This is a genomic window from Methyloversatilis sp. XJ19-13 (assembly GCF_024580155.1).
In the GTDB taxonomy this organism is placed as follows: domain Bacteria; phylum Pseudomonadota; class Gammaproteobacteria; order Burkholderiales; family Rhodocyclaceae; genus Methyloversatilis.
In genome coordinates, this window is sequence record NZ_JANINH010000008.1 from 87,102 (window position 1) to 98,962 (window position 11,861).

Annotated in this window: 10 protein-coding genes; all 10 read left to right on the forward strand. The window is 63.0% G+C overall.

Going from position 1 to position 11,861, the window contains the following annotated elements; all coding sequences use genetic code 11:
* The first annotated feature begins 11 nt into the window (after window positions 1–11).
* The 10 genes from sdhC (at window position 12) to zapE (ending at window position 11,817) form a co-directional block, all read left to right on the forward strand.
* Window positions 12–398 (forward strand): succinate dehydrogenase, cytochrome b556 subunit, encoded by a 387-nt coding sequence (gene sdhC / locus NMQ14_RS12255; protein WP_257096548.1) that lies wholly within the window; start codon window positions 12–14, stop codon window positions 396–398.
* Entirely contained in the window at window positions 392–739 is a 348-nt protein-coding gene (gene sdhD / locus NMQ14_RS12260; RefSeq protein WP_257096550.1) for a succinate dehydrogenase, hydrophobic membrane anchor protein, read from the forward strand. The genes sdhC and sdhD overlap by 7 nt, the downstream gene beginning before the upstream one ends.
* A complete protein-coding gene (gene sdhA, locus NMQ14_RS12265) occupies window positions 740–2,527 on the forward strand; it encodes a succinate dehydrogenase flavoprotein subunit (RefSeq protein WP_257096552.1) in 1,788 nt (595 codons plus the stop codon).
* A gap of 10 nt (window positions 2,528–2,537) precedes the next feature.
* Window positions 2,538–3,248 carry a succinate dehydrogenase iron-sulfur subunit gene (locus NMQ14_RS12270; protein WP_069037594.1) on the forward strand — a complete coding sequence of 237 codons (711 nt, stop codon included), beginning with the start codon at window positions 2,538–2,540 and terminating at the stop codon, window positions 3,246–3,248.
* 2 nt (window positions 3,249–3,250) lie between these two features.
* Window positions 3,251–3,505, forward strand: coding sequence for a succinate dehydrogenase assembly factor 2 (locus NMQ14_RS12275; protein WP_257081172.1), 255 nt, complete (start codon window positions 3,251–3,253; stop codon window positions 3,503–3,505).
* A 51-nt stretch (window positions 3,506–3,556) separates the two neighbouring features.
* A complete protein-coding gene (gene gltA / locus NMQ14_RS12280; protein WP_257096553.1) occupies window positions 3,557–4,837 on the forward strand; it encodes a citrate synthase in 1,281 nt (426 codons plus the stop codon).
* Between the two features lie 189 nt (window positions 4,838–5,026).
* Window positions 5,027–7,846: a 2-oxoglutarate dehydrogenase E1 component gene (locus tag NMQ14_RS12285; protein ID WP_257096554.1), complete on the forward strand. Its 2,820-nt coding sequence runs from the start codon at window positions 5,027–5,029 to the stop codon at window positions 7,844–7,846.
* A gap of 28 nt (window positions 7,847–7,874) precedes the next feature.
* The gene (gene odhB, locus NMQ14_RS12290) at window positions 7,875–9,137 is read left to right on the forward strand and encodes a 2-oxoglutarate dehydrogenase complex dihydrolipoyllysine-residue succinyltransferase (RefSeq protein WP_257096555.1); all 1,263 of its coding nucleotides are present in this window, start codon (window positions 7,875–7,877) and stop codon (window positions 9,135–9,137) included.
* A 91-nt stretch (window positions 9,138–9,228) separates the two neighbouring features.
* Window positions 9,229–10,665 (forward strand): dihydrolipoyl dehydrogenase, encoded by a 1,437-nt coding sequence (gene lpdA / locus NMQ14_RS12295; RefSeq protein ID WP_257096556.1) that lies wholly within the window; start codon window positions 9,229–9,231, stop codon window positions 10,663–10,665.
* Window positions 10,666–10,674: 9 nt separating this feature from the next.
* Window positions 10,675–11,817, forward strand: a complete 1,143-nt coding sequence (gene zapE / locus NMQ14_RS12300; RefSeq protein WP_257096557.1) for a cell division protein ZapE — start codon at window positions 10,675–10,677, stop codon at window positions 11,815–11,817.
* Window positions 11,818–11,861: the final 44 nt, after the last annotated feature.

Sequence of the window (11,861 nt, forward strand, 5' to 3'; positions counted from 1 at the left end):
GAGCGAGCCAGATGGCCAATACAGCCAGCAAGACCCGACCGAAACACCTGCAGCTGACCGCAATACGGCTGCCGATCCCGGGCATCGTGTCCATCCTGCACCGGGTCAGCGGTGCCGGGCTGTTTCTCTGTCTGCCGCTGCTGTTGTGGCTTTTTGCCGCCAGCCTCGGCTCGCCGGAAACCTTCGATACCTTCAGCACGGTGGTGGGTCATCCGCTTGCGAAGCTCCTTCTGCTGGGCCTTATGTGGGCCTACCTGCACCATTTCTGCGCCGGTATCCGTTTCCTGTTGCTCGACATGCACCAGGGGCTGGAACTGGCTGCCGCGCGCAAAAGTTCTGTTGCAGTGCTGGTCGTGAGCTTGACGCTTACCGTGATTCTGGGGGTGAAACTGTGGTGACTCGCGTTGTTGTCGGTGCCCATTACGGGCTGAAGGACTGGCTGGGCCAGCGCATCACTGCGGTCGTGATGGCCGTATATACGTTGATCTTCGCAGTTGGCGTGCTTTTCATGGGCGAATTGAACTACGACAACTGGCGTGGTCTGTTCGCCGGTGGGTTCATGCGTTTCGCGACCTTCCTGTTCTTTGCGTCACTGATGTATCACGCCTGGGTCGGCGTGCGCGACATCTACATGGACTACATCAAGCCCACCAGCGTGCGCCTCGTGCTGCATGCGGTGACCCTGCTGTTGCTGATCGGCTATCTGGGCTGGGCAGCGCAAGTTTTGTGGAGACTGTAAGTGAGCACACCCATACGCAAGTTTGACGCAGTGATCGTCGGCGCCGGTGGCGCCGGCCTGCGCGCCGCGATCCAGCTGTCGGAAGCCGGTCTGCGCACGGCCGTGCTGTCGAAGGTGTTTCCGACCCGTTCCCACACCGTGGCGGCTCAGGGCGGTGTGGCGGCGTCGCTCGGGAATTCCGAGGAGGACCACTGGCACTGGCACATGTACGACACGGTCAAGGGTTCCGACTGGCTCGGCGACCAGGACGCGATCGAATTCATGTGCCGCAAGGCCAACGAAGTCGTGATCGAGCTCGAACACTACGGCATGCCGTTCGACCGCCTGGACAGCGGCAAGATATATCAGCGCCCGTTCGGCGGTCACATGTCGAACTTCGGCGAGAAGCCGGTGCGCCGCTCCTGTGCGGCCGCCGACCGCACCGGTCACGCGATGCTGCATGCGATGTACCAGCGCAACGTCAAGGCCAACACCCAGTTCTTCATCGAATGGATGGCCCTCGACCTGATCCGCGACGACGCGGGTGATGTGGTTGGCGTGACGGCGATGGAAATGGAATCGGGCGAGGTCTACATCTTCCATGCAAAGGCGGTGCTGTTCGCCACCGGTGGCGCCGGCCGCATCTACTACAGTTCGACCAACGCCTTCATCAACACCGGCGATGGCGTGGGCATGGCGGCACGCGCCGGCATTCCGCTGGAAGACATGGAGTTCTGGCAGTTCCACCCGACCGGCGTGGCCGGCGCGGGCGTGCTGATCACCGAAGGCGTGCGCGGCGAAGGCGGCATCCTGCGCAACGCCGATGGCGAGCGCTTCATGGAGCGTTACGCGCCGAACGCCAAGGATCTTGCTTCGCGCGACGTGGTGTCGCGCGCCATGGTGACCGAAATCAACGAAGGTCGCGGTTGTGGTCCGAACAAGGATCACGTGATGCTGGACATCACCCACCTTGATCCGGCCACGATCATGAAGCGCCTGCCGGGCATCCGCGAAATCGGCATCCAGTTTGCAGGTGTCGATGCGATCAAGGAACCGCTGCCGGTGGTGCCGACCTGTCATTACCAGATGGGCGGCATCCCGACCAATTACCACGGCGAAGTCGTCATGCCGAAGAACGGCAACCCGAGCGAGCCGGTACCCGGCTTCTACGCTGCCGGTGAGTGTGCCTGTGCATCGGTGCATGGCGCCAACCGACTGGGCACGAATTCGCTGCTCGACCTGCTGGTGTTCGGCAAGTCGTCCGGCGAGTCGATGGTCGAGTACATCAAGGCGCAGCCGGTGGCACACAAGCCGCTGCCCGTCAACGCGGCCGACTACTCGCTGTCGCGCCTGAACCGGCTCGACACGCAAACAGGTGGCACTGCCGTCGGCGCGACCCGGCTGGCGATGCAGCGCACGATGCAGGCCCACTGTGGCGTGTTCCGCTTCAAGCACATGCTGGAAGAAGGTGTCAGCAAGATCACCGAGATCGAACAGCAGGTGGCCAACACCGAAATCAAGGACAAGTCCAAGGTATTCAATACCGCGCGTCTCGAAGCGCTCGAACTGGACAACCTGATCGAGGTCGCCAAGGCGACCATGGTGTCGGCCAATGCGCGCACCGAATCGCGCGGTGCCCACGTGCGTGACGACGCGATCGACAGCCCGGAGTTTCCGGACGGCCGCGACGACGCCAACTGGCTCAAGCACACGCTGTGGTACCGCGAGGGCAACAAGCTCGACTACAAGCCGGTGAACATGACGCCGCTGACCGTTGACACCATCGCGCTGAAGAAGCGCGCTTACTGAGGATCACAGGATGACCGCCCGTACTGTCGAATTCAGTATCTACCGCTACGACCCGGACCGCGACGAGAAGCCCTACATGCAGTCGATCTCGCTTGAGCTCGACGGCACCGAACGCAAGCTGCTCGATGCGCTGACCAAACTCAAGGATGTGGATGACACGCTGTCGTTCCGCCGCTCGTGCCGCGAAGGCGTGTGCGGCTCGGATGCGATGAACATCAACGGCAAGAACGGTCTGGCCTGTCTGACCGACATGGATTCGATCGCCACGCCCATCGTGCTGCGCCCGTTGCCGGGCCTGCCGGTGGTGCGCGACCTGATCGTCGACATGACCCAGTTCTTCAAGCAGTACCACTCGATCAAGCCCTACCTGATCAACCCGGAACACCCGCCCGAGCGCGAGCGCCTGCAGTCGCCGGAAGATCGCGAGGAACTGAACGGCCTGTACGAGTGCATCCTCTGCGCATGCTGCTCGACATCCTGCCCGTCCTTCTGGTGGAATCCGGACAAGTTCGTCGGCCCGGCCGGTCTGCTTGCCGCCTACCGCTTCATCGCCGACACGCGCGACCAGGCGACCAGCGAACGGCTCGACAACCTTGAAGATCCGTACCGACTGTTCCGTTGCCATACCATCATGAACTGCGTCGATGTATGCCCGAAGGGGTTGAACCCGACGCGCGCCATCGGCAAGATCAAGGACATGATGGTTCGCCGGGCCGTCTGAGCATGGACAGCGCGAACGATCAGCAGGTCAGCCCCGGTCGGCTGCTCTGGCATTGCCGACGCGGTTTGCTCGAGCTCGACCTGATCCTGCAGCGCTTCATCGAGCATCATCTTGAAAGCTTGACTACAGACCAGAGGGCAGAGTTGTTCGAACTGCTCCATTACGACGACATCACCTTGTTGGCGATTGTCAGCGGACGCGAGCAGTGCGAGGAGACGCGTCTGAAGGGGATGGTTGACCTGTTGCGTGCAGCGTAAGAGCGCAACGGAGTCGATCCGGGCCATTTTGAGGAAGTGAAGAGGTTAGACATGACAAATCAACGCACTGCTACGCTGACCATCGAAGGTCAGACCACCGAGTTCCCGATCATGAGCGGCGTCGCTGGCGCTGATGTGGTGGATATCCGTTCGATGTATGCCAAGACCGGCATGTTCACCTACGACACCGGTTACCTCTCCACCGCAAGCTGCAAGTCGACCATCACCTACATCGACGGCGACAAGGGCGAGCTGTGGTACCGCGGTTACCCGATCGAACAGCTGGCCGAGCACTGCGACTTCCTTGACGTGTGTTACCTGCTGAAGAACAGTGAATTGCCCAGCGTCGAAGAAAAGGCCGAGTACGTCAGCCAGATCAAGCGTCACACACTGCTGCACGAACAGTTGGCCCGTTTCTACGCCGGCTTCCGCCGTGACGCGCACCCGATGGCCATCATGGCCGGTGTGGTCGGCGCACTGTCTGCCTTCTACCATGACGGCATGGACATTTCCGATCAGGCGCATCGCGACATTTCGATCAACCGTCTGATCGCCAAGATGCCGACGATCGCCGCCATGGCCTACAAGTATTCGGTCGGCCAGCCCTTCATGTACCCGCGCAACGACCTGTGCTACGCCGGCAACTTCATGTACATGATGTTCGGTACGCCGTGCGAGGAGTACAAGCCGAATCCGGTGCTGGTCAAGGCGCTGGACCGCATCTTCACGCTGCACGCAGACCACGAGCAGAACGCCTCGACCTCGACCGTGCGTCTGGCCGGCTCGTCGGGCGCCAACCCGTATGCGGTGATCGCCGCCGGCATCGCCTGCCTGTGGGGTCCGGCGCATGGCGGTGCGAACGAAGCCTGCCTGCAGATGCTGGAAGAGATCGGCGACGTGTCGCGCGTGCCCGAATTCATTGCGCGCGCCAAGGACAAGAACGACAGTTTCAAGCTCATGGGCTTCGGACACCGCGTCTACAAGAACTTCGATCCGCGCGCCAAGCTGATGCGCCAGACCTGCCACGAAGTGCTGACCGAACTGGGCCTGCAGAACGACCGCCTGTTCAAGCTGGCGATGGAACTGGAACGCATCGCGCTGGAAGACGAGTACTTCATCGAGAAGAAGCTGTACCCGAACGTCGACTTCTACTCGGGCATCGTGCAGAAGGCGCTCGGCATTCCGACCTCGATGTTCACCTGCATTTTCGCGCTGGCCCGTACGGTTGGCTGGATCACGCAGTGGAACGAAATGATCACCGATCCGGAGTACAAGATCGGTCGTCCGCGCCAGCTCTATGTCGGCCCGGCGCGACGCGACATCAAGCCCTGATCGGAGCAGTTTGCGCAACACGCCCTGCGGTCATGCGGAGACCGCAGGGCGAATACGAACAACCGCATGCAGCAGGCCTTCTCGACGCCCACGAGACGCGAGGGTCCGGAGCACGACAGGTGCGCCGGGATCCGACCGCGTGGGTATCGCCATAACAAGCCCGGGCAACCCCGGGCGGGGGAGCGAGTCATGATGCAGATGTTGAGTCATTCCTACCTCTTCGGGGGCAATGCGCCCTTTGTCGAGGAACTGTACGAGTCCTATCTCGCCAATCCGGGTTCAGTACCGGATGCCTGGCGCAGCTACTTCGAATCCCTGCAACATCTGCCTGGCGCTGCTGCCGATGTGGCCCATGCACCGGTCGTCGCGTCGTTTGCCGAACTGGCCAAGCGCGGTCCGACCCGTTCAGCCGGCCCGGCCGCCGACGACAAGCGTCAGGTCGGCGTGCTGCAGATGATCAACGCCTACCGCTTCCTCGGCAATCGCTGGGCTCAGCTTGATCCGCTCAAGCGCGCCGAACGGCCCGACATTTCCGAACTGGAGCCGTCGCACTACGGCTTCACCGAAGCCGATCTGGGCGACGTGTTCAGCACCGGTTCCTTCCGCTTCCCGCCGGATGACCGCGCCAGCTTGCGCGAAATCCTCGAAGCGGTGCGTCAGGTGTATTGCGGCAGCGTCGGCGCCGAATACATGTACATGACCGACATCGCCCACAAGCGCTGGATACAGGCGCGGCTGGAGCCGATGCGCGGCAACTACGGTTACTCGGTCGAAGACCGCAAGCGCTTCCTGGAACGGGTGACGGCGGCCGAAACGATGGAGCGCTACCTGCATACCAAGTATGTCGGCCAGAAGCGCTTCTCGCTCGAAGGCGGCGAATCGACCATCGTCGCCATGGACGAACTGGTGCGTGTGGCAGCCGCGCAGGGCGCCCAGGAAATCGTCATCGGCATGGCGCACCGCGGCCGGCTGAACGTGCTGGTGAATACGCTGGGCAAGGCGCCGTCGATGCTGTTCTCGGAATTCGAGGGCAAGGCGGCGTCCGACCTGTCGGCCGGCGACGTCAAGTACCACATGGGTTTCTCGTCCGACGTGAATACCCCGTCCGGCCCGGTGCACCTGACGCTGGCGTTCAACCCTTCGCACCTGGAAATCGTAAATCCGGTGGTGGTCGGTTCGGTGTATGCGCGCCAGCGCCGCCGTGGCGACAAGAGCGGCACCCAGGTCATTCCGGTCATCCTGCACGGCGACGCGGCCGTGGCCGGCCAGGGCGTCAATCAGGAAATGCTGAACTTCTCGCAGACGCGCGGCTACGGCGTGGGCGGCACGGTGCACATCATCGTGAACAACCAGATCGGTTTCACTACCTCCGATCCGCGTGACTACCGCTCGTCGCTGTACTGCACCGACATCTTCAAGATGGTCGAAGCGCCGATCTTCCACGTCAATGGCGACGATCCGGAGGCGGTGGCCTACGTGACGCGCATGGCGATGGAATTCCGCGCCGAATTCAAGAAGGATGTCGTGATCGACATCATCTGCTACCGCAAGCTCGGCCACAACGAGCAGGACGAGCCGATGGTGACCCAGCCGCTGATGTACAAGAAGATCGCGGCGCACCCGGGTACGCGCAAGATCTACGCCGACCGGCTCATTTCGCAGGCGGTGATCGGCGAGCAGGAGCCGGAGCAGATGATTGCCGACTACCGTGCCGCGCTCGACGAAGGCCGGCTGGCGCAGGACCCTGTGCTGACCAATCACCAGCGTCGTTTTGCTGTCGACTGGACGCCGTTCCTGAAGCAGCCCTACACCGACGAGTGCGACACGCGCGTACCGAGGGACGAACTGGCGCGCCTGGGCAAGCGCCTGACGACGGTACCGGACGGTTTCGCGTTGCATTCCCGGGTGCAGAAGATCATCGACGATCGCGCCGCCATGGCGCAGGGCAGCCTGCCGGTCGACTGGGGCATGGGTGAGAACCTCGCCTATGCGACGCTGCTGGTCGAGGGCTACGGCGTACGCGTGTCCGGCGAAGATGTCGGCCGCGGCACCTTCTTCCACCGCCATGCCGTGCTGCACGACCAGAGGCGCGAAAAGTGGGACAGCGGCAACTACATGCCGCTGCAGCACCTGCAGGAAGATCAGGCGCCGTGCGTGGTGATCGATTCTGTGCTGTCGGAAGAGGCCGTACTGGCTTTCGACTATGGCTACGCAACGACCGAACCGAACGAACTGGTCGTGTGGGAAGCGCAGTTCGGCGACTTCGCCAACGGTGCGCAGGTCGTGTTCGACCAGTTCATCGCATCGGGCGAAGCAAAGTGGGGTCGCCTGTGCGGGCTCGCGATGATGCTGCCGCACGGCTTCGAAGGTCAGGGCCCCGAGCATTCGTCGGCGCGCATCGAGCGCTACATGCAGCTGTCGGCCGAGAACAACTGGCAAGTGACGATTCCGAGTACGCCGGCGCAGATTTTCCACCTGCTGCGTCGCCAGATGCTGCGCAAGGTGCGCAAGCCGCTGGTCATCATCACGCCAAAATCGCTGCTGCGTCACAAGGACGCCGTATCGTCGCTCGATGAACTGGCCAACGGCCGCTTCCAGCCGGTCATTCCGGAAGTCGATGCGCTGGACGACAAGAAGGTCGAGCGCATCATCATGTGCAGCGGCAAGATCTACTACGAACTTCTGGCGCACCGTCGTGCGAACGACATCAAGAACGTCGCCATCGTACGGCTTGAACAGCCCTATCCCTTCCCGTCGTCGGAGGTGACCGCGCAGGTTGCTCGCTATCCGAAGGCGAAGGGCATCACCTGGGTCCAGGAAGAGCCGCGCAATCAGGGCATGTGGTACTGGCTCATTTCGCGTCAGCACCTGGGCAAGGCAGTGGGCGACATGAAACTGGAACTGGTATCACGGCCTGCGGCAGCCTCGCCGGCGGTCGGCTATGCCGCCAAGCACCAGGCTCAGCAGAAGGCGGTCATCGAAGCAGCGTTCGCAGGAGTGGGGCGCTGAGACGCCCCCGACAGGGAGACAGGATCAAATGCTTATCGAAGTGAAGGTTCCGCAGCTGTCCGAATCGGTGGCCGAAGCCACATTGGTCAGCTGGCACAAACAGGTGGGCGACGCGGTCGCCCGTGATGAAAACCTGATCGACATCGAAACCGACAAGGTGGTGCTGGAAACCCCCGCGCCGGACGCCGGCGTACTGGTCGCCATCATCAAGCAGAACGGCGCCCTGGTCACCAGCGGCGAGCTGATCGCGCAGATCGACACCGAAGGCAAGGCAGCCGCGGCCGCACCGGCTGCGGCTGCAGCGCCTGCTGCAGCACCCGCCGCCGCTGTGGTGGCAACCGCCAGCGCGTCCTCGTCGGCGCCCGCCAGCCCGGCCGCACGCAAGATCATGGACGAACGCGGTCTGGCGGGTGGTGACGTGCAGGGCACCGGTCGCGGTGGCCGCATCACCAAGCCGGATGCCGTCGGTGCCGCAGTACCCGCACCGGCCGCCGCGCCCGCCGCGCCACGTGCCGCTGCAGCGCCGGCTCCGGCCGTCGCGTCACTGCCGCAGCCGCCTGTGCCGGTCCGGCTCGAAGAGCTGCTGGCCGACCGGCCGCAGCAGCGCGTGCCGATGTCGCGCCTGCGTGCCCGCGTCGCCGAGCGCCTGCTTCAGTCGCAGGCGCAGAACGCCATCCTGACCACGTTCAACGAAGTGAACATGCAGCCGGTCATGGACCTGCGCAAGAAGTACGCCGAGAAGTTCGAGAAGACGCACGGCGTCAAGCTCGGCTTCATGTCCTTCTTCGTGAAGGCGGCGCTGCAGGCGCTGCGCAAGTTCCCGCTGCTGAACGCCTCGATCGACGGCAACGACATCGTCTATCACGGCTTCTTCGACATCGGCATCGCCGTCGGCAGCCCGCGTGGTCTGGTCGTGCCCATCCTGCGCGACGCCGACCAGATGAGCTTCGCCGACATCGAAATGAAGATCGCCGAATTCGGCCAGAAGGCGAAGGACGGCAAGCTGTCGATGGAAGAGCTGACCGGCGGCACGTTCTCGATCTCGAACGGCGGCGTGTTCGGCTCGATGCTGTCGACGCCCATCATCAACCCGCCGCAGTCGGCCATTCTGGGCGTGCATGCGACCAAGGACCGGCCGGTTGCCGAAAACGGCCAGGTGGTGATCCGTCCGATCAACTATCTCGCCATGTCCTACGACCACCGCATCATCGACGGTCGCGAGGCGGTGCTCGGTCTGGTGACTATGAAGGAAGCGCTGGAAGATCCGGCGCGCCTGCTGTTTGACGTCTGAACCGGATTCAGGTCGAAAGATGCAGGATGCAAGTGGAGACCCCTCCCTTGCATCCTGATGCTTGAATCTGTTTTTTGTGGAGCAAATCTGGATGTCCAAGGAATTTGATGTCGTCGTGATCGGTGCCGGTCCTGGCGGATATGTCGCAGCGATTCGTGCCGCCCAGCTCGGCCTGAATGCCGCCTGCATCGAGTACAACAGTTACGCCGACCCCAAGGGCGAGGTGCGCCTCGGCGGCACCTGCCTGAACGTGGGCTGCATTCCGTCCAAGGCGCTGCTGCAGTCGTCGGAGCTGTTCGAGCAGGCCAATCACAGCTTCGTGATGCATGGCATTTCGGTTGATTCGCCGCGCATGGACGTCGGCGTGATGATGAAGCGCAAGAACAACATCGTCGATCAGCTGACCAGCGGCATCCGCGGCCTGTTCAAGAAGAACAAGGTGACGCTGCTGAGCGGTCTGGGCAGTTTCGCCGGCCGCGAGGATGAAAAATGGAAGATCGCCGTGACGCGCAACGGTGAGACCGAACACGTGATGGCGAAGCACGTCATCGTGGCGACCGGCTCGCGTGCCCGCCATCTGCCGGACATTCCGGTCGACAACGAGGTGATCTGCGACAACGAGGGCGCGCTGGCGTTCGACGGTGCGCCGAAGCGTCTGGGCGTCATCGGTGCCGGCGTCATCGGTCTCGAACTGGGCAGCGTATGGAAGCGCCTCGGCGCCGAGGTGACCATCCTCGAAGCCGCACCGGACTTCCTTTCGGCAGCCGATGCGGCCATCACCAAGGAAGCCTGGAAGACCTTCACCGCCAAGCAGAAGCTCGGCATCAAGCTCGGCGTGAAGATCGGCAAGGTCGAACGCACGGCCGATGGCGTGCGCGTCGAGTACGAACTGAAGGACGAGCAGAAGGTGCTCGAATGCGACCGCCTGATCGTGTCGGTCGGCCGCATCCCGAATACCGATGGCCTCAACGCCGAAGCGGTCGGCCTGAAGGTGAGCGAACGCGGTTTCATCGAGGTCGATGAACAGTGCCGTACCAATCTCGCCAACGTGTGGGCGGTCGGTGACGTCGTGCCGGGTCCGATGCTGGCACACAAGGGCATGGAAGAAGGCGTCATGGTGGCCGAATGCATCGCCGGCCAGAAGGGGCACGTCAATCACGATACCGTGCCCTGGGTCATCTACACCCACCCGGAAATCGCCTGGGTTGGCAAGACCGAGGCGCAGCTCAAGGCGGCCGGCATCGAATTCAAGGCGGGCCAGATTCCGTTCGCCGCGAATGGCCGCGCGCTGGGGCAGGGTGACACCACCGGCTTCGTGCGCATGTACGCCTGCGCCGAGACCGATCGCATCCTCGGCGTGCACGTGATCGGCAACAATGCCTCGGAGCTGATTGCTGAAGCGGTCGTGGCGATGGAATTCGGCGCCTGCTCGGAAGACATCGCACGCATCTGCCATGCCCACCCCACGCTGTCGGAGGTCATGCACGAAGCCGCACTGGCCTGCGACAAGCGACCTTTGCACTTCTGACACCGGGCGATGCCGCACGAAATCCTCCAGGTGCCCGAACGGGGCATGATGGACGCCTTCGAGGCGGCACTCAAAACACACGGCTACCAGGCTGACGCGTCGCAGCGCGCCGCCGCCGACAGGCTGCAGCAGCTCTATACCGAGCTGCTCGGCTTCAAGGCGGCGCGACGTACCCAGCTGCGCAAGCTGCTGTCGCGCGCCCAACCGCCGCGTGGCGTCTATTTCTGGGGCGGCGTCGGACGCGGCAAGAGCTTCCTGATGGATTGCTTCTTTGACGCCGTTCCCTATCGGCGCAAGCGTCGTGTGCATTTCCACGCCTTCATGCAGCAGGTGCACGCGGCGCTCAAACAGCACAAGTCGGAGGCCGATCCCCTGGCCCGGGTGGCCGAAGAGCTTGCGCAGTCCGCTCGCTTGCTGTGTTTCGACGAATTCCACGTGTCCGACATCGCCGACGCGATGATTCTCGGCCGGCTGGTCGAGGCGCTGTTCGAGCGTGGCGTGGTGCTGGTCGCCACCTCCAACTATCCGCCCGACGGCCTTTATCCGAACGGGCTGCAGCGGCAGAACTTCCTGCCCACCATCGAACTGCTGAAGAAAAAGCTCGAAGTGTTCGAACTCGATGCCGGCATCGATTACCGGCTGCGTTCGCTCGAACGCATGGACATCTACATGGTGCCCAACGGTACCGACGCCGACCGCCGGCTGGAAGAGGACTTCCGCGAGCTGTGCGGCGAGCCATCGTCCGACGGCACGCTTGACATCCTCGGTCGCACGCTGAAGACACACGCCTGTTCGCTGGGCGCGGTCTGGTTCGACTTCGAGGAGATCTGCGGCGGCCCGCGCTCGCAGAATGACTACCTCGAACTGGCTCGGCGCTTCCACTCTTTCGTACTGTCCGACGTGCCGAAGATGAGTCGCGAAAAGTCGAACGAGGCGCGTCGCTTCACCTGGCTTGTCGATGTACTGTATGACTTCCGGGTCAAGCTCATCCTGTCGGCCGAAGTCGAGGCGCACCTGCTTTATGTCGAAGGCCCGAATGCCAACGAATTCACCCGCACGGTCAGTCGCCTGATCGAAATGCGCACGCGCGAGTACCTCGCGTCGCCGCACCGGGTGGATTTTGCCGGCGGCACGCCGGCCGCCGGCATCTGACCCGTATTGCAGCAGCTGTGGCGCCGCTCCCACAGCAGGCTCCC

Excerpts from the sequence above, each read along its gene's own strand:
- NMQ14_RS12275 (WP_257081172.1), top strand. The coding sequence starts at position 3,251 with ATGGACAGCGCGAACGATCAGCAGGTCAGCCCCGGTCGGCTGCTCTGG.
- zapE (WP_257096557.1), top strand. The coding sequence starts at position 10,675 with ATGCCGCACGAAATCCTCCAGGTGCCCGAACGGGGCATGATGGACGCC.
- NMQ14_RS12270 (WP_069037594.1), top strand. The coding sequence starts at position 2,538 with ATGACCGCCCGTACTGTCGAATTCAGTATCTACCGCTACGACCCGGAC.
- odhB (WP_257096555.1), top strand. The coding sequence starts at position 7,875 with ATGCTTATCGAAGTGAAGGTTCCGCAGCTGTCCGAATCGGTGGCCGAA.
- gltA (WP_257096553.1), top strand. The coding sequence starts at position 3,557 with ATGACAAATCAACGCACTGCTACGCTGACCATCGAAGGTCAGACCACC.
- lpdA (WP_257096556.1), top strand. The coding sequence starts at position 9,229 with ATGTCCAAGGAATTTGATGTCGTCGTGATCGGTGCCGGTCCTGGCGGA.
- NMQ14_RS12285 (WP_257096554.1), top strand. The coding sequence starts at position 5,027 with ATGATGCAGATGTTGAGTCATTCCTACCTCTTCGGGGGCAATGCGCCC.
- sdhC (WP_257096548.1), top strand. The coding sequence starts at position 12 with ATGGCCAATACAGCCAGCAAGACCCGACCGAAACACCTGCAGCTGACC.